14 protein-coding genes, 1 tRNA gene and 3 pseudogenes are annotated in these 23674 nt (G+C 57.8%); 4 read left to right on the top strand and 14 right to left on the bottom strand.

Annotation, left to right across the window (positions count from 1 at the left end; translation table 11 throughout):
- Positions 1–1003: 1003 nt before the first annotated feature.
- Positions 1004–2248, bottom strand: a complete 1245-nt coding sequence (locus F6X39_RS27540) for a M23 family metallopeptidase (RefSeq protein WP_262414837.1) — start codon at positions 2246–2248, stop codon at positions 1004–1006.
- 636 nt (positions 2249–2884) lie between these two features.
- On the opposite strand from F6X39_RS27540, the gene F6X39_RS27535 reads away from it, so the two are divergent.
- On the top strand, positions 2885–3061 hold the full coding sequence (locus F6X39_RS27535; protein ID WP_410450459.1) for a DUF3597 family protein: 177 nt from the start codon (positions 2885–2887) through the stop codon (positions 3059–3061).
- A gap of 306 nt (positions 3062–3367) precedes the next feature.
- On the opposite strand, the pseudogene F6X39_RS27530 reads toward F6X39_RS27535, so the two are convergent.
- Positions 3368–3628, bottom strand: a pseudogene (locus F6X39_RS27530) (transposase); the annotation flags it as partial.
- A gap of 143 nt (positions 3629–3771) precedes the next feature.
- On the opposite strand from F6X39_RS27530, the gene F6X39_RS37050 reads away from it, so the two are divergent.
- Together F6X39_RS37050 and F6X39_RS27525 are read left to right on the top strand one after the other, a co-directional pair.
- Entirely contained in the window at positions 3772–3897 is a 126-nt protein-coding gene (locus F6X39_RS37050) for a hypothetical protein (protein WP_262414836.1), read from the top strand.
- A 464-nt stretch (positions 3898–4361) separates the two neighbouring features.
- Positions 4362–5075, top strand: coding sequence for a response regulator transcription factor (locus F6X39_RS27525; protein ID WP_187618903.1), 714 nt, complete (start codon positions 4362–4364; stop codon positions 5073–5075).
- 518 nt (positions 5076–5593) lie between these two features.
- On the opposite strand, the gene F6X39_RS27520 is transcribed toward F6X39_RS27525, so the two are convergent.
- The 4 genes and pseudogenes from F6X39_RS27520 to F6X39_RS27505 all read right to left on the bottom strand — a co-directional run bounded on the left by F6X39_RS27520 (position 5594) and on the right by F6X39_RS27505 (position 7896).
- Positions 5594–5785: a hypothetical protein gene (locus tag F6X39_RS27520; RefSeq protein ID WP_187618902.1), complete on the bottom strand. Its 192-nt coding sequence runs from the start codon at positions 5783–5785 to the stop codon at positions 5594–5596.
- A gap of 119 nt (positions 5786–5904) precedes the next feature.
- On the bottom strand, positions 5905–6282 hold the full coding sequence (locus F6X39_RS37685; RefSeq protein WP_410450467.1) for a response regulator transcription factor: 378 nt from the start codon (positions 6280–6282) through the stop codon (positions 5905–5907).
- 389 nt (positions 6283–6671) lie between these two features.
- Positions 6672–6975: pseudogene (locus F6X39_RS27510) on the bottom strand (IS3 family transposase); the annotation flags it as partial.
- A 222-nt stretch (positions 6976–7197) separates the two neighbouring features.
- Positions 7198–7896 carry a response regulator transcription factor gene (locus tag F6X39_RS27505; protein WP_187618900.1) on the bottom strand — a complete coding sequence of 233 codons (699 nt, stop codon included), beginning with the start codon at positions 7894–7896 and terminating at the stop codon, positions 7198–7200.
- Between the two features lie 444 nt (positions 7897–8340).
- On the opposite strand from F6X39_RS27505, the pseudogene F6X39_RS27500 reads away from it, so the two are divergent.
- A pseudogene (locus tag F6X39_RS27500) lies at positions 8341–8885 on the top strand (SulP family inorganic anion transporter); the annotation flags it as partial.
- A gap of 434 nt (positions 8886–9319) precedes the next feature.
- Here the strand turns inward: F6X39_RS27500 and F6X39_RS27495 are convergent.
- The 8 genes from F6X39_RS27495 to F6X39_RS27460 form a co-directional block, all read right to left on the bottom strand.
- Positions 9320–9396: transfer RNA gene (locus F6X39_RS27495), tRNA-Asp, on the bottom strand.
- 321 nt (positions 9397–9717) lie between these two features.
- On the bottom strand, positions 9718–13068 hold the full coding sequence (locus F6X39_RS27490; protein WP_187618899.1) for an ATP-binding protein: 3351 nt from the start codon (positions 13066–13068) through the stop codon (positions 9718–9720).
- 503 nt (positions 13069–13571) lie between these two features.
- A complete protein-coding gene (locus F6X39_RS27485; protein ID WP_184012006.1) occupies positions 13572–14513 on the bottom strand; it encodes a D-alanine--D-alanine ligase in 942 nt (313 codons plus the stop codon).
- Positions 14514–15092: 579 nt separating this feature from the next.
- Positions 15093–16160, bottom strand: coding sequence for an alpha/beta hydrolase family protein (locus F6X39_RS27480; protein WP_187618898.1), 1068 nt, complete (start codon positions 16158–16160; stop codon positions 15093–15095).
- A 249-nt stretch (positions 16161–16409) separates the two neighbouring features.
- Positions 16410–19514, bottom strand: a complete 3105-nt coding sequence (locus F6X39_RS27475) for a UDP-N-acetylmuramoyl-tripeptide--D-alanyl-D-alanine ligase (protein WP_187618897.1) — start codon at positions 19512–19514, stop codon at positions 16410–16412.
- A 198-nt stretch (positions 19515–19712) separates the two neighbouring features.
- On the bottom strand, positions 19713–19961 hold the full coding sequence (locus F6X39_RS27470; protein WP_187618896.1) for a hypothetical protein: 249 nt from the start codon (positions 19959–19961) through the stop codon (positions 19713–19715).
- Between the two features lie 136 nt (positions 19962–20097).
- The gene (locus F6X39_RS27465; RefSeq protein WP_262414835.1) at positions 20098–21057 is read right to left on the bottom strand and encodes an OmpA family protein; all 960 of its coding nucleotides are present in this window, start codon (positions 21055–21057) and stop codon (positions 20098–20100) included.
- Positions 21058–21236: 179 nt separating this feature from the next.
- A partial coding sequence (locus F6X39_RS27460) for an Ig-like domain-containing protein (protein ID WP_262414834.1) occupies positions 21237–23674 on the bottom strand: 2438 nt, incomplete at its 5' end.

The following is a 23674-nucleotide window of genomic DNA, read 5'->3' as shown; positions in this document are numbered from 1 at the left end:
TCCTCGTCACGGAATACGCGATGCCATGGGGATAATACGGTGACGGCTTGAGGTTTTTAGCCTTCCTGCTGCGAAAGTATCCTGCGCTCAGCTCAGAATCGTGGTCTTTACGACATTTGAAAATGCCGCCTCACCCATGCAGGTATCTTCACGTTGCTGGCATGTTGACGGGATCGCGGTGAGAAGCAACACAACACACCTGCCACAGACGTCATTTCTTATGCCGGCTACCGATTTCCGTCCGACGCGATTGGCTAGGCGGTGTGGCGATACTTGCGCATAGCCAGAGAATCGCTGGCTGGGCGCGGCATTGAGCTCACGTACGAAACGGTGCGACGCTGATCGGTGAAGTTCGGGCTTGCCATTGCTCGACGCATCCGTTCCACCGCGTTGGACCGGGCCAACAGGTGGTACCTCAACGAAGTGGTGATCACGATCGACGGCAAGCAGTACCCGCCGTAGCGTGCTATGGACCAGCCTGGCGCGGTACCGGATGTACTCGCACAAAGCCGGCGCGAGTGGCATGCGGCGACGCACATCATGCGTGATCTGCTTAGGAAGCACCGCCGCGCTCCGCGTGTTCTGATCACCAATGACGTGGAACCCCCACAGCACAAAGAATTGCACAACCGGGCGTAGAACGGGCACCAGCCGACGCGAGTGCGCGAAAAAGTGTTGCACGCTCCAAATCAGCGCGCTATCTGACGCGATTCGCGTCGGCTCATGCTCAGGTGAGCAATCGGTTCAAACGCTGCCGGTACAGCGCGAACGCGCAACAGAAGCGGCAGACACGCAAGGAGGCCTGCGAGGCGTAAGAAGCTGCAACCGGAAATCCGATTCCGGATCGCCTTGCCAACCAGGTGAGCCAAACTTATGTCATGCGATTTCGCATGCACGTCATTCGGCAAGTTGACATGCCAGTCACGGAAAATATCGACTGAAGCACGCGAGACTCACCGAGCGCGAAGCGACCGACTCATCCAGAGAAGCATAGTGTCGTAACTCAGACCAACGAGTCTTTAGGATTCTCTGCGTGGTTCAGCGTGCGTCCGGCGTTCGATGCTGTCCTGACCGTCGGGGCGTCGACCGCTAACGCCGCCAGTTGCTCACGCATGCCGCCCGTCATACCGTCGAACGCGATGCGCTGACTGGCCGTAAGCGGCGAAGCGCCAGTTCGGCTCGTCAATGCGAGTGGATCGGTAGGGTGATTGTTCCGCCGCACCTCGAAATGCAGGTGAGGTCCCGTGGACCTGCCGGTGCTGCCTACTGCGCCGAGTCGTTGTCCTTCAGTCACGGACGCGCCAACGCGCAAATCGCGGGCGAAGCTAGACAGATGTGCGTAATACGTCGTATAGCCTTGCGGATGATTGAGCACAACGTACTGCCCATATCCGCTTTCGTTGCCTACGAACTTCACGGTTCCCGAAGCAGCCGCCACTACGGGCGTCCCCTTCGGCGCGCTAAAGTCCACGCCAGTGTGAAAATGCTGCTTGCCGCCGACCGGATGGACACGATTGCCGAAAGTCGAACTGACCCTAACGTAATCGAGCGGCATCGAAAAGGGTTCAGCGGCAAGCCGCCGTCCGTCGAATGAATAATAGTCCCCGTTGGCGTGCCCCGGTGCGACAAACCACACGGCCTGATAGACCTTAGCGCCTGAGCGGAGTTCGACGGCCGTCACGCGCCTGCGCTGTGGCGCCGCGGCATCGCGCCCGTGGAAAACGCGATAGGTGTCGCCCTTCTGCGCGGGCGCCGCAACGTCGAGCCGGGAGGCAAAAATACGTGCAATCTGTTCCCGTATCTCGACAGGCACGTCGGCCCGCACCAGAGTATCGCGCAAGTTGCCTTCGATCCGCCCAGCGTATGACCCGATTTCGGCCTCCGGCACGACAAACGGCACAGCGCCAGATAGCGGACTATTTTGAGCCTCGCCAACGAACCCGCTGAACTTGCCGGCAATATCGGCCGAACCTTCGGACATCTGCCGAGGTCGCTCGACGGGTTGCGCAGCCGGCACGGTCACCCCAAGGCCGGACCAGATCGCGCTGGATGCCTTCACGCGATTGAATATTTCTGGTGCTGCAGTCGAAACTGATAGGCCCAGAATCGCGACCATGCCACACAGCACTCCTGCGCCCGCGATGGAACTCGCTGGAGATTTACATCTGGAACGCATAGAATTGCCCACTTCGATGGCAATGGCTTGCGCCTTGGGGAAGGTGTTACCTAGAAAGTGGAACGACATCATGTCAAAACCTCGCAGTCAAAATAGAGGGCTGCAGGCGTAAATGACAGTGCTTGAAACGCGCGGCAGCGGGCGGAAACGGCATAGAGCGAAAATCCAACAGTCTGGGTACCCTTCCGCCTACACAATCCGGTCAGAAACCGTTGGAAAGGGTCCCTTCGCTATCTACATGCGAGTCCTAAAAGGGTTAATGCGATAGAGATAGAGTAAGGCGGCGCCCCATTTCGCCCTATGTGACCAATCCGAAAGAACTCTGTCCCCGTAAGTATCGACCTGCGGCAGCGAGTCGCATCGCCCCCGCGCACGGCACAATCACGAAGCTCGACGACCTCAGACGAGCGCCAGAGGTTCATGGAGATTCGACTCTTCGCCCGCCCAATTTGCTTTGACCGGAGGCATGCAATTTCGGACTTGTAAAGCGGCGCGCCTTATACCTCCTCGCTTTTATCGGTTGTTCTTCTCGGGATCGCCGGCGCAAGCTAGTGCATCCAACTTGCTGGGCTGATTCCCGCGCGATTCATGACGCCGACGGGTTTGCCAACAGGCCAATTTCGACTCATGGGAAAAAATTGGGCATTTTCGGTGACATCGTGAACAAGCTGTTCCACGAGGCAAATCCCGACGCGAGGACGCCGACAGTTGAGCCTGCTCCTGATCCGGCACAGAAGCGTTGAATATCGCAAACAGCTGACGCAGGATCTGAAGTATTCCGGACACTTGAATGACTCGGCGAGCGTGAACATCTGGCTGCATAGCGAGGTGACGGCGACGCTGGCCGCACAGGGTGGCAAGTTTCCGCCCGATCTGGGCGGTTAAGCCACGCGTTGACAGAAAGTCCAATACGAGCCTCTTCTAATTCGCCAGAGCCCCAAAATTCATACGTGTCATATTGGCTGAATGCCGTGAATCGTCAAAACTGATTCGGACAGGCGCACGGGCATGCACGGATCACATCTGCCATCCCTCGCGGCTAACTCGGCGATGGCGCTTGCATTGACAGACCGCGACGAATACAGCTCATCGGCATAGACATGCCAGAGACGACCGCTCTCGCCTTTGCGATGACAAGTTCTACCGTTAGAAGCTGTTTCGAAATTAGTTAAACATCGGCTTGAGACACGCTCAACACATCAAAGCGCAAGCGAGAGAAAGGAAATTTTCATGGATATGGGCGTATCGTTCGTAGCGAATCTTCAGGCGTCAAAACGAGCGAAGCCAAGCAATCGATCGTTCGACTGGCCAATGCGTTTCTCCGAGACCACTGCCGTGTGGTGAACCGATTTTTGCGAGCGCCGGCGTGACGCCATGTTTTTACAGGCGCTGTCGATGATTCTCAGAACTGTAGCCCCGGTCGCGCTGAACAATTTACGGTCTATGCAGTGGACCTACCCACTCGCCACGAATGCGCGCATGGAATCTATTGGAACGAAGAAACGGGATTGCACAGCAACCGTGTGAACGGTACTAGTTTCGCCCGCAAGGCGAGACGCCGGTGCGTGCGGCCGAAAAGCCCTTCAAGGTACAACATGATTTCGGCGATCACCAACCGCGCCGAGTTGAACTTCATGATCTTCGAAGGAATGCTCAGGAATGCCACCTTCATCGAACTCACGAAGCGGTTTCTCAAACAGCTCACGCGCAAGATCTACTAGATGGTCGACGGCCATCCGGGCCGCATCGGTCTGCTGCTATCAAGATGTTTGCCGCCGACCAAGCAACGCGTCTGCGGTTGATCCGGCTGGCGAGCTATTTTCAGGAGCCTAATCCCAGACGAGACGCCCAACCAGGGACGTCAAGACTAACGCGATCGGCAAGATCTAACCGACCATCAAGACGGGAATGAGCCGGGATCAGCGGTGGCATCTGCGTCGTCCGCAAAAGGAACTCCCGTGATTCGCAACCCTACTGCAGTAAAAGCATGTCGATATAGCACCCGATCGACTACGAACTAGTTAATGATTTCATCAGTGCCTTTGTAATTTTCATTATTAATTTAGCAATACCTATCACGCAAATACGCTTTTTCGGGGCCTTTTACGAAGAGGAATCGATGATGCGGGCAGTCCATTAGAGAACTCGCGCTGAACGACAACTTGACAATACTTTTGAGGATTCTATGAGAATTGCTGTCCTAGACGATGATCAGGCACAAACCGACTTTTGCTCTCAGACGTTATCGCCGGCAGGGCATATCTGCCACGCGTTTTCCTCTGGCCGGGAACTGGCACGGCAGCTGAGACGGCAGACCTTTGATCTACTCATACTCGACTGGAACGTGCCAGACATGTCGGGCAAAGAGATCTTGTGCTGGGTTCGAGGTAGCCTCTCTGAACGACTTCCTGTTCTGTTCATGACGAGCCGCAGCGGTGAAGCGGATATCGCGTCAATACTTAATCACGGAGCCGACGATTACGTCGTCAAGCCGGTCCCTGGAAGTGTCCTGCTCGCGCGCGTCAGTTCGCTGTTGCGACGCACCTATCAGCTCAGTGCTGCTGGGCGCGAAGTCTATGGAGATTACGACTTCGATCTGATTGCGAAGCAGGCGCTGCTTAAGGGTACCGCTGCTGCGCTTACCCCAAAGGAATTCGAACTTGCACTGCTGCTGTTCCAACACTTGGGCCGACCGTTGTCTCGCGCCCACATTCGCGATGTAATCTGGAATCAGATTGCCGAAATCTCGTCGCGGACAATTGACACGCACGTGTCGGTACTACGTGCCAAGCTCAATCTGCGCCCGGAAAACGGTTATCGGCTCGCAGCGGTTTACGGTTATGGCTATCGCTTGGCTCAGATGAATAGTGTCGAGACACTCGAGCGTACGTCCCATTAATCGCGCACCGATGACGTCAGCGGACAAATGGTGATCGTGAAGCCGCGATTTTGATTTCTTCTTCTCGCCATCTTCGCGACGACCTCAGCAACTGACAACGTCGCTCGAGCGCAACGGAATAGAGGACGGACTGCGGTCGCTGGTCGGTTCGATTCCCGTTTCACATCTCACGGTGGTGCAGATCCGAAACCTTCCGTGCCATGCGCTGGCAGCGTCAAGCCTTGAGAGAAATTAATCTACGCCCAAATACTTTGGAAACGTGGCGGATGAGCCGTTGCGCGTCTCGTGGCGCAAAGTGCGCTGGGTTTTCTTCGGTAAATCGCCAATGTCGTGCCCAGGTATTTGCGGGCCTCAGCCGGCGAGCGCGTGAAGAATGAATTTGCCACCTTTGACGACGCCCATACGAACGAGGCTTATCGCGCGGAGCCGCTCAATCAACCGTCTGCTTGATGGTGTTTACCGTCGATAACGGCTATCAAACCGTTGTATTCGCCGCGCCGGGCCAGCGACGACAATGCCTATGGCCTTCCGGGAACATCAGAGTTCACCAAAGTTTTCCCCTGAAGTTGGGCAATGATTTCCCGCCGTCCTTTTGGAGAGGCTCGAAGCAGGAGGTTCAATGTTACTAAAAATTCGCGCTCTTCATTCTTTTGGAGATTGACGAACGCGAGTAGCGCCTGAACAGTTGCGGCCTCTTTGTTATTCGACATTTCGATTTCCTTTGATCTTCACACTACATCGCAAGTTGTAAAACTGCCGAAGAAGGGAAAGACTTATATCGCCCTGAAAAAATCAACCAGAACTCAACAAAAATAACAGCCAAACGTTGCTAACTGAAGTTGCAAAGGTTGCCCGAGAACGCATTGCGTATTGCCGATACAAGCTCGCCGACGTCAGCACTCTTTAGAATAAGGGAATGCACTCCAATCCGCGCGAGCGACCGTCGAAGATCAGGGTCGCCATTCATACTGAATACGATGATCTTCAAATCCGGAAAACACTTTCTCAAGAACGCCAGATAGGGAACTCCGTCGCCGTATTCGCCTCCGGGCATCGCGTCGTCAGTGACGAGTACATTACAGGGCACGCGAGCAAGACGTTCAACAACATCAGTCGAGTCGCACGCAGTCGCTACTATTTTTAAATCAGTATGTCCGCTCAGTACCATTCTGACACCCGATAATACGACAGGGTGATCATCGGCCACAATAATATTGATTATTCCTTGCACTTTACTACCTCGCGATCTATCGGAAAGACAGTTTTTCGCGCCATCTCGTCTGAGTCGCGACTCCAGGTGCACAATCCAAAACCCTTCATTGCCGTGAGTTTTATGAATTCAGATCGCACTCGGAATATTCATGCTGGAATAAAAGCACTTGCTATGCAAATAGCATCAACCAACGCCTTTCATACATTCTATTTTTCTGAGTATCGACGGAAATGCGACGGGTGTTATTTTTCTTTTACACCAGTCGGACTCGTCATAAATTTGTTTTTGGGGTTGTGGCGGCGCATAGAGAGAGGCTGAAGTTGCTCCTGTAACTCAGGACGTGGACACCGTTAGGTTGATGGCGCAGCAGTTCGCCGGAACCCGCGAGCGAAGTTGCGCGTGTGATGGTCGATGTAGGCAGGGCCGTTGTCCGACAGCCGTTCGACGGCCGCACCCGCCTGGGTCGCTCCGAAGCGTCGCTCGACCGCGGCGAGCATCACATCACGCACGACGCGTCGTCATTATGTGCGCCAGTAGTCGCTGCCCAATGGATGTCACCTACCGGTCATGGCAGTCCAGCGCGAAGGTCTCACGTAACGGCGAGCCATCGTCACAACGGAACTCGAAGCCTTCTGAGCGTCAGCGGGCATTGCTCCGATCAACGGCGACGAGTCCATCACGCCAACGATGCTTCGCGCTCGCGTGAACTGGATAAGGCTCGACGCTCTTGCGTGACAATGGCAGTACCAAGCCCGACATCAATCCTCAAGCCTGACATGGCGATATGGCGATATGGCGTCCTAAAGTCTGCGCTCCAGTTCATATATATTCGTCAGATTCGTCGACTCCTCCTTTCAACAAAATCGCTCGAATTCTTTCCACTAAATAGTACCAGGCATTGGCTGACGATTAGACACCCATATTTGGGTATAACCTGACATTCGCGTCGATATCCTCTGCGTGAATCGCGGAGGCCGAAAATCCGCTTTCATATGCAAACCTGAATAAATCAGCGTCACGTTCTATGCCCAGCTTGCGCATCGCCGCCCTTTTCTGTGCGCTCACTGTCTGCTTCGTCCGATTCAACTGGGCGGCTATTTCGTTAATCGTGACGCCGGACACGTACAGACGTACAACCTCGGCTTCCCGCCCCGAAAGATTGCGCGGGGGTATGGCTTGCGTTGGGCCGACTCTTCCGGGTTGCTCGCGTGAAGTCGGTGAAAAGTAGGTTGCACCCGCGTGAACTGCATGTATGGCGGTAATCAGATAGTCAACATCTTTCGATTTGTTCAGTACGGATTGGATACCAATTTTCCGCATCTTGGAAGCAATGGCGAAATTGTCGATCGTGGTGAAGACGATTATCTTAAGGTCGGGATATCGGCGCTTTAAGAACGAAAGCATGGCCATCCCGTCACCGTATTCTCCCCTAGGCATGGAGTAGTCTGTGATGAGAATGTCACATTCGACATTTGACAGAAAATTGACGATTTCCGTCGAATCCTGCGCCGTCCCAAGGACGCTGAGAGTATGGACTCTGGATAGTTCGTATTTGACGCCAGTGATTAATGCCGGGTGGTCGTCTGCAAGTAGCAGCTTGATTTTCATTGCTCGCTCGATCGGTCAACTGCATTTATGAATCGAATTTTGGAATGCTTAATGTAACGGCGACCATCGAGGGCGGGTATCTTACTAGCCTCATTCAATCCACCAAATTGTCTGACTGATCCGAAAAACCAACGGGATATATCTGGAGATAGCGCATTGCCGTCCGTATGATCCGACGACGGAGTGGTTCGTTTTCAACGAGCTTCGGGCGGCGAGAGCGTCAGTCGGATATTGCTGAGACAATATGAAATTCACATACGAAACGGTGCGACGCTGGTCGGTGAAGACCTAAGGGCTTCGAGGCGCAAGAAGCTGAAACCGGAAATCCGATTCTGGATCGCTTTTTCTACTAGATTAGTATGACTAACTTCACTCACTTTCTCATTCACGTCATTCTGGCAATTTGACAATTCCTCAATTCCACATCGTTCGAATATTCCAGGTCTGCTAGTCAGCGTGTTTGCACTCACCGGCCTGATTAACGAGATCCCCCTGGCAAGTCTTGCCGCGATCCTCATCCATACCGGCGTCAAGCTCGCCAAACCGAGTTTGTTCTTGTCCGTTGCGAAACAGGGACCGGGTGCATTCGCACCGTTCATCGCGACGATAATCGGCGTGCTCGCCGTGGATCTCCTGTTCGGCATCGCGCTCGGACTCGCGGTCGTTGTCCTCATGGTCGCGTGTGCGAATTTGCGTGGTCCCGTTATGTTTGCGCAGCAAGACGACCACTACCTGCTGTCTTTCCGCAAGGATGTGTCATTTGTCGGCAAGTGAAGGTCAAGCACTACCTGTGGCAGATTCCTGACCAATCGGCCGTTATCATCGACATGACCCGTGCCGACTACATCGATCACGATGTGCGCGACCTGATCAACGCGTTCATCGTCGATGCACGGGGCCGCGGTATCACGGTCGAGATCAGGCAGCAGCCACATCACGCGAAAGAACGGAATGGACGCTGGCTGTTCCGCAACCAGACCGCGCGATAAGCATTAAGTAGTGGAGCAGACACAGGGACGGGTTGTGCCACGATGAGGACCACTCATCTGCCCGACAGGTAGGAATGTTGGGCGGGTGTCTGTGCAACGCCGCCATCGCCACAACCGGATTCACCATCTGCTCCGTCAATCGCCGGCATACGAAATGGCGGCCGTGGCAGCGTGTTGTGTTGCGGGGCGTGGGCTGTTGGGTATCGCAGCCCCGATCGGGGCAAGCGACGGATGTACGGAATGATGGTCAGCAGGGGGATAGTGGAGGCACCTTGACGATCCGATCAGCTATTCCCGCCCGGCACGTTGCAACCTCGCTGCCTGCGTAGCAGATACAACAGAACCGACGATGCCCTACGCCGAAACGTGATGAGTCTCGACGCGTTTGGGCACTTAAGTAGCCCGCGAAAAGGTTGACGATTTTCTTGAGATGTTGGCGGAGTGGACGGGACTCGAACCCGCGACCCCCGGCGTGACAGGCCGGTATTCTAACCAACTGAACTACCACTCCTTTTCGAAGTTAACCTTAGCATGTCTGCCCGCGTTTTTCCAGCAAGAACCTTGCTCAAAAAGCACGAATCCGGATTGCGTCGCTACATGGAATATGATCCCAACAAATGTCAATATGACCAGTATTACTAATCGTGCCACGAGTAGCATGACTGCACGAATGTTTGTGCGACGCACACCGCCTTTTATCCTGGCCCCGCGCGATGCAATAAACCGGCGAGAGCGGCCTGCGTGCAGGCTTATGGCGGCTGCGGCATCAGGAATACGCGGATGAAGAAGCTGTGCAGCGCGCCGACGATGAAGGCCTTGAACTTCAAGTGGATCAAGTCAGGATAGTGGCACTCAACTGGCTATCGAAAGCATCAATCATGTCCTGCGCCGCCCCGACACCCTCCTTCGATATCGCGACTTCCATTTGAGCGCACTGCTCTGCAAGAGTGCGGTATCCAAACACATTTAGCGCGCCCCGCAACGAATGCAACTCGGCGAGTATCCGGGCCGCGTCGCCGGCATCGTACGCGGCATGGATCGCCGCCAGCGCCTCTTCGCACGATTTCAGGAATGTAGCCCGCACGTGGGCTGGCATTGCACGGCCGCCCAGCATCCCATCACGTTTCCTTTCCTGTTCCTGTTCCTGTTCCTGTTCCTGTTCCTGTTCCTCCGCCTGCACCGCCACACCCGGCACGCCGGTCACCTCCGACAGCGTTGCCGACAGCTCGTCCAGCTGCAGCGGCTTGGCCACTACCCGCATTACCCCGGCCGCCTCGCAACGCGCTCGCTCCTCCTGCGACACGCTCGCCGTCGCCACCACGATCGGCATTTCTGGCCAGCGTGCCTGCGCCTCTCGCACGAGCCCATAACCGTCCAGCACCGGCATCGCCAGATCGGTCACCAGCACATCGAAGCGCTCCCGTGAGAGACGTTCCAGCGCCTGCAGCCCGTCTTCCGCCACCTGCGGCTCACACCCGAGCATCTTCAACTGCTCGCTGAACAGTTCCCGGTTCACCGCGTTGTCTTCCGCCACCAGCACCTTCAGCCGGCGCGACAATACCCGCTGTGTCTCTTTGCCCGCCTCCAGCGGCATGCCCTGCAAGGTATGGCGTAGCGCCGCCGCCAGCCCTTTCAGACCATAGCTCGAGACCTTCACCGCCCGTCCCGTCGCTACGGGATACGCCGGTCCTTCCGCGCTGCAGTCAATCATCCAGGACGACGCTTCCAGCAGACGACGGACGTCGTCCGCATGCCAGGTGTCGTGCTCGCCGCAGACAATCAGGGTATCCGCCTCCTCCAGCGTCTCCAGATCGAGTTGCGCAGGATGACGATACGCCTGTACCTTCAGCCCCCAGGCCTCCAGTGCCGGCACCGCATACGCGTGCCAGGTGTCCGCCGCCGCGACGAACAGCACCTGCTCGCCCTCGAAGTGCGGCATATCCAGCCCAGGCTCGCCGTGACAGTCGCCCAGCGGCACCCGCACCGTAAAGAGGCTGCCCTCGCCGGGCACGCTGTGCACTGCGATCGTCCCTCCCATCGCATCCGTCAGCCGCGCGCATAATGCCAGCCCCAGACCGGTGCCACCGAAGCGACGGTTGATCGTCGTATCCGCCTGGCTGAACGCGCGGAACAGCATCGCCTGCTGCTCCGGCGATATCCCGATCCCGCTGTCTTCAACTTCGATCACAAGCTCTGGCTGATTATCACCGCCCGCTTCCGCCGACAGTCTCAATGTCACCTCTCCGTGCCCGGAAAACTTGATGGCGTTCGACAGCAAATTGTTCATCACCTGGCCAAGCCTCGTCGGATCGCCCTGCATCGGTTGAGTGGTCGATGTGCCAAATTCGCCCGACAACCTCACGCCCTTCGCCCGCGCCACCGGCCCGAACATCGTCAGTGCCCGCGAGGCCACCTCCTGCGCGTCGAACACGATCCGCTCGAGCGTCATCTCACCGGCCTCGATCTTCGAGAAATCCAGCACGTCGCTCACGATTGCAAGCAGTCCGTCCGATGAACCCCGGATCGTTTTCAGCCGGTCACGCTGCAGCGCATCGAGCTGCGAGTGCGACAGCAGCTCGAGATTCCCCTGGATCGCGTTGAGCGGTGTGCGGATCTCATGGCTCATCGCCGCCAGGAAAGCGGATTTCGCGGCATTGGCCGAGTCCGCCGCCTGCTTTGCTTCACGCAGTTGGCGATTGAGGCGCTTTTCCACCGTCACGTCCGTGAACGCCGTCACCAGCACGTCCTCGCCCTGGTAGCGCGCCGGCACGACACTCACCGAGAGATCCATCGTCCCACCCTCGCGTGTCGGCAGCGACCACGCCTCGTGCGCCATGCTGTTTGTACCGGTTACACCGCTTACATCTGCGCGTTGCCGGTGACGGTGAACCAGTTCTGCCGAAAGTGTCCGTGCCGCCGGCAGGACCACCCGCGCCGCGGCCTCGATCATCGTCGGACTGCGCAACAACGGCTTACCGCTCTCCACCGCAATCAGCCCCAGCCCTACCGGTGCCGTCTCGATCAGCGCGCGGCTCAGGTGCTCGCTCTCGAACACGCGTCGAGAGCGCTCAAGAACAGGCAGGAACACGCGCCGGTTGAACAGTAGAATCAGCGACCACACCACGAGGAGGATCACTCCAGTCGTCGCGGCCGACGTTCCAATCTGACCAGTCAGTGCCCGGGCAATCGAGCGCCACGACTGCACAAACACGAGCGTTGCGCCAGTCTCGCCGATTGGCCAGCCAAACAGCATGTGGCCGTCACGAAAGATCCTGCCTGTCGGCTCGACAATTCCTGCGACACCTAAAGCACGCGCGGTATCCGACGCCTTCGGGTCGACCGGTTGACGCGAAAATGAAGTGATAACCTGTCCATTGCGCGCGAAGAGCATAAGAGAGCCGTCAAGCCCACTGTCCCCTAGAGCGGCAGTGATAATGGTGACCGGTAACTCGTAAACAGCGACGGCGAACGGCTTCCGCTCCTTGTCAAACAGGGTCGCTGCAACTCGAACTGATCGCCTGCCGCTTAACGGACTATCGTAGGGAGGGAGCCACCGAAATGCACGCCCCCCGGTGCGGGGATCGAGCAAGGGCACGTCTCGCGGAACAAGGAGATTGCCGCCAGGTCCCGCGAGTGCAGAAAAAAAAGCAGCACGATCGGCAAGCAACGTCGCCATCCGGGCATCGCCAGGCGATGGTACCAGGATGAGCAGTGGACGGTCAGGCCTGTACAACCAGAATGTCAGCAGGCCTCCGTTTCGTTCGGAAGCTGCCGTCGCCGCCTGACTTATCTGTTTAGCAAGCCGAATGTACCGGGTTGCCAACAAATCGGGAGGCGTTGCAGACGAGGCACCCACCACGAGCACCGGCAGATGATCTGGGGCCTGCTGAAGACGAAGCATCTGGCCATTGCCTGTGAACTGTTCGATAAGGCGTGGCTCGGCCTGTTCGCCGGCCCTCCAGGCGACCTCGATGAGCCGTACGCCGTTTTGCATAAGCACGACGTTGCGCGAGTTAAGGTCGGTGAGCCGGTTCACGCCGGACATCAGTTCTTGATGCTCGAGCGCAACATAGGTACGTACAGTGGCCACCGTGTTCAGGACGAACGCAACCAGCACCACCGCCGTTACCACTGCCCCGCCGCCGAACATCAACAAATGCTGATAGCGGCGAAAGCGGTCCAATACATTGCGTTGTGCGTATCGAGTCATAGGTGCCAGCGGAGTTGACGCTTTCGCCGGGTGCCCCCTCGAAGGAAGGTTCACGTGGCAGGTAACAACCTGATTATCCACCGCGCGGCGCAACAGCGAAACGCTTCTTTACACGCGTGCTGACGGCCTGTCCCGAAGCACCGAAGAAAATCGTTACCGAGCTGTTACGCATTTACCTGACCGCGAAAGCAGAACTCGCCGCGCTGGCGAGCGTGAAGCACATCAACTGCTGCGCTGTTCGCTTTATCGCCAATAGTTCGCCACGCAATGCGTGGCGTTTTTCATAGGCGTCGCCCAAGGTCCGTCCGTTAAGCTTTGAATGGTGGCATCGCCTGCCAATCTTCCGCCGCGTGAACGCTAATGTGACAACGCCGTTCTTTGCCCCGGTCGGGACTGCGATTGCCCCACAGCCCTTACCCAGCAGGGCGCCGACGCCGGGACCGGATTGACGAACTCTGCTATACCTCTCGGCGAGGTCAATCCTTCAGCGTGAGCGACAATACCCTCACGACCAGTTCCTGATAGCTGATACCAACCGCGCGAGCAGCCTTCGGCAACAGCGAGTGATCGGTCATTCCTGGTGATGTGTTCACTTCGAGGAAGTACGGCTTGCCCTCGCCATCCATCATGAAGTCGACACGCCCCCAGTCCCAGCAACCGAGCACGTCAAACGCGCGGCGCGCGAGTTGCTTCAGGCGCATCTCTTCCTGGGATGCCAGTCCGCATGGAATCAGGTACTGCGTCGAATCGTGAACGTACTTCGCGTCATAGTCGTAGAACTCGCCCGCTGGCACAATTTGGATGACCGGCAGATCGAGGTCGCCCGCAATGCACGCAGTGTATTCACCGCCGCCTTCGATACTCTTCTCGACCAGCACGATAGCGTCGAACTTTGCTGCTTCCGCGATCGCTGAGGGTAGCGCCTCGGCCGCTTTTACCTTGATCACGGCGACGCTTGAGCCTTCGCTCGCCGCCTTCACAAATAGCGGCAACCCGAGTTGCGCGACGATCTCCTGCGCACGCGCATCGTAATCGTCGCCGCGCATCACGGCCTCGAACGGCGGCGTCGGAATACCCAGTTGCTGCCACACAAGTTTCGCGCGGAACTTGTCCAGCCCGAGCGCCGAACCAAGCACGCCGCTGCCCGTATATCGGATCCCATAAAAATCGAGCGCGCCCTGAATCTGTCCATTTTCGCCGTAGCCGCCGTGCAGCACGTTGAACGCGCGCACAAAGCCCTCGTCCTTTAACGCTGACAACGGCCGCGTGGATGGATCGAAGGGGTGTGCGTCGACGCCTGCATCGCGCAGTCTCTGCAACACGAGACAACCAGAATTGAGCGACACGTCACGCTCGGCGGACACTCCACCAAACAACACTGCCACCTTGCCGAATCGCTTCGGATCGATACTGTCCATCGAGCTCCCTATTTATGCGCAAGGCACCTTTATCTTCTCGTCCGCTAATCGAGACTTTGACCAGCGAGGCCGGTATCTGGGGGTGCCCCTAACGCGCGACGAAAGACATAGCCCCCTGCTCAAACCCACGACCACCGTTTCGCGATCATCCCATCGCAAGCAACTTCGGCACGAGCCCGGTTTCGAAGCGTCATACAGCCAAATCGGAACGGAAATTGAGGCGGCAACTTTCAACCACAAATCTCACTGTCGAAGCCACGGACGCAGCGAATAACAAGCAACCAGCCGTGAACAAGTTTAGGAAAAATACCGTCAGGTGTCCATCGACAGTGGATGCTGTTCCGGGCTAGCGTAACGACGGAAACAACTACCCAAACGAAAGCGCGCGGTCTGTCCGATCGGCTGCCGCAGGCTGACGGCGACAATGACACAACGAGCTTTCGGACCACTACGAATCGGCTGCATGGGTCGCTTGACGGCATCAACGTCAGCCCCCACGCCCGGCCCGATTTGCTGACCAATGCTCCTCACCATGACAACGCCAGTCAGTGCTCCCTGGAGGTCGCACCTTTTCGTGGCTTACTTAACCTGCGACAGGTCAAGTTCTGCAAGCGCCATGTGGATTTCCTTCGCTGATTTCCCTTGAGCCAAAAGCGTTGCAGCGCGTTTCGCGTGTCCGGCGAGCAGGTGATGCTGCGGCCCGGGAGCATTGGCGTAGATGTGATGCGGCTTGAGGCCGGCGGCACGCAGACGGCGAACATAATACAGCTGGCTGTAAAAGGGAACCACACGATCCTCCGGATCAGAAATCACATAGATTTCCGGTCGTGGATCCTGGCGAATGCGCCCGATTTCGTCCACAGGATCGTAATAGCTCCGGGCATCGTAAAGCAGTCGACCGGGGATTTCCCGCTTGTATTCCCAGTACGCCGCGACCTGTTTGGCGGAAACAAGGGCAGAAGAAACCACCGATGCCGCAACGTCTGCGCGTCTGTTCAGGAGCGCAGCGGCGATCTGGCCTCCTGCGGAATGTCCGGTCAGAATGAATGATGCAATGTTGTAACGCTCCTTGAGCATGTCCAGTGCGCGATCCATCAGTTCGATCTCGCGATGCGTGCGGCGCATGTTATGGTCGCCAGAGGAGCCATAGATACCCGGCCGGGCAAGATAGAGCGTGGGACGGCCGGAATCGGCGGACCATTTAGCCATATCTTTCCCAATTTCCATGGGCGAAACAGCCAGGTAGGATTGTGTAACGTACCTGACTCCCTTCGTCGTTCTCAGCATGACATCCCCGCTGAAATAAACCAGCACAGTGGGGCTTTCGCTGCCGGACAATCCATGCGCGTAGTATCGAATGCAATCTCCCTTGCCGTTGACTTCGACCCACAGGCTATCGGGCACTCGCGCGCAGTGTTCCGGTGAACTGAATGAACCATTCAGGGCTTGTGCGGCATCGAATGGCTCGCTTCCCACAGGGATATTAAGCTCCCCAGGCCGTGGAGTCTCAAACGGCCCCAGTGTGGGTCGGTCCGCCAGACTGGGCTCGGTAACGCCAAAAACGCCAAAGACAACGAACAGGAAGCGCCGGAGTCTCCAGCGCAGAAGGTGCGATAAACGCCGACCATGTCGGCCAAACCATTTCATAAATAAGGTTCCGTGAGGTTATGCAGAAAAGACAGAAATGATCAACGATGGCCATGCGCGCGGGCAACGAACTCGCCTGCACCAGACGCAGGCGAGCACCTTGGGTGGTACGGCTGATTTGGCATTCGGGCCCCGTGCTGCGCGCAGACTACCCCGCGCGGCTTACCGCCATCGGGGGTGAGCGCTGGAAGCTTCCGGGTCGTTCAGGCACGCCTGAAGACCCATTGCTCGCAGGGCCAGAGGTCAATGCTACTTTTGCGCGCCAGCCCTCAGCCACGCTACGACCTCATGGAGACGCGTACTGTTCGAGCCCTTGAGCAGCACTACGTCCTTGTCGACAAGCTCTTCCTGGAGTGCAAGCTTCAATTCGTCAAGCGAATTCGTGTAGCGCCCATGGCGTGCAGCCGGCAACCGTTCCCAGAAGTCGGTATAGAGCTTGCCCATGACATAGACGCGATCGATCCCGCAACGCTCGACCACTGCAGCCAGGTCGGTATGAAGCAGCGACGCCTGGGGACCGAGCTCCGCCATCTCGCCCAGCACAGCGACTCGTCTGGCTGCATTCTTCATGTCCCGCAAATGTTCCAGAGCGGCCTGCATCGAGCCGGGATTGGCATTGTAGGCATGGTCGACAATGGTCACGTGCCGTCCGTCGAGTGTCAGCTCAAACTCCTCGCCGCGGCCGGACAGGGCAGCAAAGCGTGCGATCCGTTCGAGCGCAGGTGCGAACGGATAGTTGAGCGCCGAGACAGCGGCAAGTACTGCCAAGCTGTTCAACGCCATGTGCAAGCCTGCGGCCCCGATCGGATAGGTGATATCGCGCCCTCTAATACGCGCATCGACCCGCTGCCCCGACGCGTCATGATCCACGAGTTGAAACTCGCTCTCCGCAGTCGTGCCGTAAGTAAAGATTTTCAGATCCCGTTCAATGGCCGCCTGGTAGACGGTATCCCATTCCAGCATGTCACGATTGAGCACCACGACACTTCCCGCAGACATGCCAAGAAAAAGCATGCTTTTGGTCCGGGCAATATCAGTGATTGTGCTGTTTTTCCCGAGGTGAGCAGGCTGGATGTTAGTGAAAATGCCGACGTCCGGGCGGGCAATGGCCGCGCTCTGTCTCATTTTGCCCACGGCAACTTCCAGGACGACATGAGGGGTGTCCCACTTGATTGACGCAAGATTCCAGCTCACACCTTGGGGAAGGTTTGCGTTGAACGCGCTCGCCGCTGTCGGACCGTAAGCATTGAGGGCGTCAGCCAGCATGGCCACGAGCGTGGTCTTGCCAGCGCTTCCGGTCACCGCTAGGACAGTGCCGCTCATCTGGCTGCGTGCATAGGCTCCCATCGCAAGAATAGCCGTGGCCGTATCCGCGACATGCAGGACCGGCAAATCGGCAAGTTGAGCCTGCACATCAGAATGGCTCGAGATAACACCCGCGGGGCGCGGCTGCATCTGTCGAATGACAGGAACAGGGATCCCCCGGCTTACCTCACCGGTTCGGGCAACCACGACGTTTCCAGGCTGCATGGCAGGCGCGTAAATGCAAAGGCCGCTTGCCGTCCACTCCAATGGCGGCTGCTTGAGCCACGTCCCCTGCGTGGCCGCCTCGATCAGGGACGCGTTCCATTCCCGCGCCAGCGTTGCGGATACTGAATGCCGCTGCGACTCCAGATAGTTCAGATAGGCGACAAAACCCGATAGATAGTGCTCGACATCGTCAATGCGGACCCGGAAGGCATGGTGGCGAATGAAGAAGCTGCCGGTGATCCTGCCCGGATTGGCAAAGTACATGGCAAGTTCCGGCCAGAAATGGCCATCTAACAGGCGCTGCGCCCGCGCATGCAGTGCATGGAAGAACTTATCCAGATCGACCTCGGCAAGCAGGTGCTCCAGGCCCGGCTGCTGCTGCATGCGGCTAATCATCTGCTCGGCAGCCGTCATCAATTCAAGCAGGGTTGGAAACGTCGTCACCCTTTCAGCCACGAAGTCAAGATAGGTGGCGAAGTTCTGGATTCCAAATTTGTAATACGCTTCCAGTGGCCTGTGACGGGTCAATTCGTTCACACAATAACTGAGCCAGTGGTCATGCGCCTTCCAGTGTTTTGCCTCGATGAAATGGCCGAACGCCTTTTCTACTGCTGCGAGCCACCTCGCATCGCCAGTCAGACCATAGAGGCGCATCAGGCCGAAGGCCGCTTCGCCATCGTAATAGATGATCCGGAATGCCTGCTTAACCGACAGATCCGGATAGTTCAGCACATGGCTGAATTTGCCGGTGTCCGCATCCTGCATGAAGAGGATGCCTGTTGCGAGCTGTTCTAGCAGAGTCAGATATTCGTCTGAGCCGGTCAGCTGGCTGTATTTGACCAGCGCCAGAAGGCACACGCCGTTGCCACCCAGTTTGACTTCGCCCTGCCGGTCAACCAGAAACGCCGCGCGGGCACCGGACGGCAATTCCGCCGGCATGATGAGTTCATTGACGAGATAATGCAGCGCTGCGTCGATTGCTGTCTTGAGGTCGTTGTCCTGGGTCACTTCCCAGGCTTCGAGCATCGCATAGATCGAACTTGCATGACGCAGGGTGTTGTAAGTGCCGATTTCGCGATCGAAACAGGGATGCCAGCCATAGTGAAAGCGCCCGCCAGGCTGTACCTGGCCGGCCAGATAGCGGCTGCCGGATGCGACGAGCGCCCTCACGTCTGCCGGCCGGAGATGTTCGATGATGCGGCGGCCCGCGTTCAGACCCGTCCCGTGCAGAAGGTGTACCTCCGGCGCTTGCAGGCTTGCGAACGCCCCACGGGTCGAGAACACATTAACGTTTTGCTGATCCTCGAAATTCACGCTGGCAAGCTGGTGCCGAATGGCGGCATACCGTTCGAAGTTCTTTGTGTTCACAACCGCATGCGTCTGTGCCGGGCCGCCATACAGCATGGCATTGCCATTCAGTTCGGTCTCCAGAAAGGCATGCCTGAAATTACTGTCCAGCGACAGGCCGCAACGAAAATAACTGCGCCGGGTCTGTTCGAGGCGGCCCCGCAGTGCCTCCCAGGTCATTCCTTCAACGCTGGTAACCCAGTCCACCCGAAGCCACTGGACGACCAGTCCGGCCGCGCCGGCAGCCTGCGTCACCTGCTCCATGCCTGCGTCCCAGGCCTCGGCAAATGTCGCCGCCGTTGCGGTCACGACGTCGGCCCGCCGCTGCCCGTCGCTCCATGAAAAGAACAGGACAAAGGATGGCCAGGACGCCGCAAGGGGATTGACCTGCGGTTCAACGACGGAGCGCAATCGCGCGAACAATGCGGCGAAGCCTGTGGGGTTGGGATGCGCGTGCTCAGACGGGGTAGATGTCATGTGGTTTTACCCTTGGGTAGAGGCAGCCATTAAAATCTTACCGAACACGATTTCGCCCTTCAGTATATACATTTGTTGTTCGAGATTTTTGCAGGGGCACGCTCCACGCGGATCGAAAGACTCATGCTCTGCATTCCGGCAAATTCTCCAGCCGCCAGGATCTGCATTTCGGCATCGCGAACCCTGAATCAACCGCAACTAATCCGTTGCAGCCTGGAGATCTGACTGCACCTGACAGTGCCCTTCATTTTGAAGATTCGTGTCTATCGGCGTTGTTCCGGTAGCCGCGAGCGCTCGCTGCCACTGCCTGATGAACTCACGTTTGCTCGATCGGGACGCAAACACGAACTCGTTGAGCTTCCCGTTAAAAAATACCTGATCCCTGTCGCGCAACTCTGCATAGGCGAGCAGCACATTGATTGCAGGAATCTCTGTTTGTCTGGTCATCGCGACACTCCCATTCTCGGAAGGCCCTCACCGTTTGCCTGGGCATGCGGTGAAGGCCGGTAGGTGCGCGACCTTCCCGATTCAGGAAGATCGCGCCTCAGGGCTCAACATCAGGGCTCAGCATCCCCCCATACCTTTATCGGGCCGGGCCCGACAGACTCAGTTGCACCACCACCCGGCGGTTGGGCTCATTGCAGGCAATCTTCTGCTGCATCGTGCCGCTGCAGTCGGCGACCACCGGATCGGAATTGCCCGCGCTTTCCGCGGTGATCTTCTGCGCCGGAATACCCTGCTCGATCAGCATCCGGCGAACCGTCATCGCACGCTGCTCGCCAAGCTTCTGTGCCGCCGCCGCCGAGCCGATCAGGTCCGCGTGGCCGATCACCGTCACGGCTTGCAGCGAGGTGTTTTCCGCGCGAATCTGCTCAGCCAGATGTGCAATTGCCGCATGGCCTTTGACATTCATGTCGCGATTGCCAGACTTGCCGAAGGCGAACAGCGTGTCGCCCTTGAGCGTGTATTCTTTCGCCGCGACAGGCTGCGCCACCGGGGCTGACGTCACCGGGATCGACGCAGGGTCACACGCCTCCACTGCCGATGCGCGCGAAAGCACGTGCATCTGGGCGCGCATGCCTTGCAACTGGGCTTCGGCTTCGTTGCGCGGCACCATGATCGGTGCATCGTTGCTGCCGGCCGGCCCGACCTTCACGAAGTAGGTCATGCCGCCCTTCAGTTCTGCGCCGGATCGCCCGGTGGTCTTGCCTTTGTACAGCGGCGCATCCTGAATGTACGCGCCCAGCATGTGTTGGCCCGGCTTGACGCAGAAGATGCTGTAGCCATTGGGCAGCAACGCGGTCTGCAGTTCGCCATCAACGTAGACGTCGGCAGCGGCCGACCGGCCCGCACCCGCGGATGCATCACGGTAGTAGACGATCTGCGCCTGCTGGGGGCCGACCTGGCCAACCGGCGCGTAGCTCTGGCCGAATACCCTGCCGGGCTGCGTACCGGCACGGGCCGTCGGCGCGGTGCCGGGTGCGGCTGCCTGGGTGACCGGCGGCTGCGGGTTAGAGAAAGTCTGTTGTGCGATGGCGGGCAAGGTACCCGCCGTCACGAGCAATGCGCCTGCGAGCGCACGCATCAGGGTTTGATTGAAAGTCATGATCAGTTCGTCAAAAGCGGTCCCCCGGGCAGCGCGATGCTGTTCAGGGAGCCTGATTAAATGGTTGGTGATTCCGGGTCCGCGACGCAGGTCATGCGTCGCGGACCGGCCGGAGTTCAGTGGTTAAGCAGCGTCGTATCGACACCGTGCTGTACCAGCAGTTCGGCGTTCAGACCCGAGTGGTAGAAGACGTCATACGCGACGCCGCCCACGGTCGTGGTGCCAGACTGCTGCATCCAGTTGCCGACGTCGCCTCCGTCCGGCAGTAGATCGGACAGGTCGACCTTGTCGCCCGCATTGCCCTTGACCATCACCTGCGTGCGGCCGTCGGCAACGAACAGGTCCTTGCCGCCCAGATCGAGCACATCGCCCAGCGAAAGCCTGAGCGTGTTGTTGCCCGTGCCAGTGATGTCGAACACTTCAATCGACGACAGCTTGCCATGCAGGCTGGTCAGGTCCAGGGTCTGGTCTACGCCTGTCAGCTTCAGCGTATCGGTACCGCCGTTGCCATCGATGTGCGTAGCAGCCTTGTCGAATACATCCACGTTGCCCACCGCAAAGAGGTTGTCCTCATTGGTGCCGTAATAGCCTCCTTCAGACACGACATGCTGCTGTGCCGTGTCGACAGGGATGTCGGAACCACCGACAGTCTGGTAAGCGAAGTCCTGAAGGATAGCGCCGTTTATTTCATTGACGAAAAACAACTTGACCGAGGCGATAGGCACGCCGCCTGACGGCACGGTATAGCCATAGATTTGGGCAGGACCACTATTTGCAAAATTGGTTCTTCCAATTTCGTGTCCTGCCGCATCCAGATAGACTGCATAGGAGGCGCTGCTGTTAACAGAACTCAGCTTATATGACACTGAGCTTGCAGGACTATCTAGCGTAATAACTGCGTTATAGCTTGTTGTGTGATCACCAGTAGAGTCGCTGCCCTCAGTCCCAAGCCAAATACCTCTATCACCAAGGTAGTTGATGTAAGGCGTGCTCGAATACCTAGACGCCACCATTGTAAAGCCGTTGAACTGTGTTAATGACGAGGAAGTTTCAAAGTCCTCCTCAATTTTCACGGATGGCACGGTACTCACCGTATAACTAGAAATATTGCCAGCCTGATCAACAATTGCAGCCCCATATGATCCATCTACATTGCCGTCGACAGTAGAACTTACCTTCCCTGCAGCAATATCGGCGGCCGTCAGGCGATGGTCGAACCGATAGTCGCCCGCGGCAATGTTGACGATGTCACCCACTGCGGCACTCTTCGGCAATTCCACGGTGACGACACTGCCACTACGCGAGACCGAGGTCGGCGCAGCTGGGGCGATCGTATCGAGCACTACCTGTTGCGACACCGCATCGCCGCAATTGCCTGCCTCATCGACCACGCGCGTCTGGATCGTCCAGCTGGCGTCATGCGCCGTATTGTCCTGGAACACCCAGTTGCCATTATCTTCGACTAACGCGTCCTGCCAGGTCTTTCCGCCGTCTACTGAGACCTGAACCGTCTCGCCAGGTGCGAGTGCCGCCGTCAGCGAGCCCGTAATCGAACGGCCCGCCGAACCATCACTGGTCAGGAAATCGCTGTGGGACGAGCCGCTGTCCTTGCCCATTGACGTGATGGTCGCCTGAGCATCCGGCGGGGTCGTGTCCACGATCACCGTCCACGGATCCGAGGGCTTGCTTTCGTTGCCCGCGGGATCACGTTCCACCACCGTGAACTCGTGCTCGCCTTCGTCCAGCGGCGTATCAGGCGTGAAGCTCCAGTTGCCGTCCTCGTCGACCTGCGTCTCGCCAACCGGCGTGCCGTTGTCGATCACGACGATCGTGTCACCCGGTTCGCCCTTGCCCACCAGCGTCGGCGTCGTGTCATCCGTGCTCTCCCCATTGCCCACCGGACCCTGAACCAGACCCACGTCGTCAATCACTTCGTCAATTTCTGGCTTGTCCGGTCCCATCGTGTAAATCCTCACATGGGTAGTCGGGCTCGGCGATGAGACGTGGCCCGCCGCGTCCGTCACCGTATAGGAGATGTCGAACGCCGTGTCCTGCCCGATCAGATCGTCTGCCGGGATCTTCACCTTGATCCCGGTGAGTAGGTCGAACGCCCCCACCACGTGCTCGTAGCTCTTGCCGTTCCAGTCAATCGTGATCACGTCACCCTCGACCATGCCCGTATAGGCAGGGATCAACACCCATGTGCCATCGCTGGCCTCTGCCGCGTCGATTACACCATCTGCCATCTCCGGTACTTCAGGTGCCTTCAGTACCAGTGCTGGCACTGTCGTATCGATGATCACCACGTGCGGCTCCGAAGGCCTGCTTTCGTTGCCCGCGGGATCACGTTCCACCACCGTGAACTCGTGCTCGCCTTCGTCCAGCGGCGTATCAGGCGTGAAGCTCCAGTTGCCATCCTCGTCGACCTCCGTCTCGCCAACCGGCGTGCCGTTGTCGATCACGACGATCGTGTCGCCCGGTTCACCCTTGCCCACCAGCGTCGGCGTCGTGTCGTCCGTGCTGCCGCCATTGTCCACCGGACCCTGGATCGGAC

This window comes from Paraburkholderia sp. UCT2 (assembly GCF_014397665.1).
Lineage (GTDB): Bacteria > Pseudomonadota > Gammaproteobacteria > Burkholderiales > Burkholderiaceae > Paraburkholderia > Paraburkholderia tuberum.
Note: the sequence above shows the minus strand (reverse complement) of the source record. Positions and strands in the feature narration are given on the sequence as shown.

What these genes read in the sequence shown, in the direction of transcription:
- F6X39_RS27540 (WP_262414837.1), bottom strand. Translation starts at nt 2,248, where the DNA reads ATGATGTCGTTCCACTTTCTAGGTAACACCTTCCCCAAGGCGCAAGCC.
- F6X39_RS37050 (WP_262414836.1), top strand. Translation starts at nt 3,772, where the DNA reads ATGATTTCGGCGATCACCAACCGCGCCGAGTTGAACTTCATGATCTTC.
- F6X39_RS27525 (WP_187618903.1), top strand. Translation starts at nt 4,362, where the DNA reads ATGAGAATTGCTGTCCTAGACGATGATCAGGCACAAACCGACTTTTGC.
- F6X39_RS27520 (WP_187618902.1), bottom strand. Translation starts at nt 5,785, where the DNA reads ATGTCGAATAACAAAGAGGCCGCAACTGTTCAGGCGCTACTCGCGTTC.
- F6X39_RS27505 (WP_187618900.1), bottom strand. Translation starts at nt 7,896, where the DNA reads ATGAAAATCAAGCTGCTACTTGCAGACGACCACCCGGCATTAATCACT.
- F6X39_RS27485 (WP_184012006.1), bottom strand. Translation starts at nt 14,513, where the DNA reads ATGGACAGTATCGATCCGAAGCGATTCGGCAAGGTGGCAGTGTTGTTT.
- F6X39_RS27480 (WP_187618898.1), bottom strand. Translation starts at nt 16,160, where the DNA reads ATGAAATGGTTTGGCCGACATGGTCGGCGTTTATCGCACCTTCTGCGC.
- F6X39_RS27475 (WP_187618897.1), bottom strand. Translation starts at nt 19,514, where the DNA reads ATGACATCTACCCCGTCTGAGCACGCGCATCCCAACCCCACAGGCTTC.
- F6X39_RS27470 (WP_187618896.1), bottom strand. Translation starts at nt 19,961, where the DNA reads ATGACCAGACAAACAGAGATTCCTGCAATCAATGTGCTGCTCGCCTAT.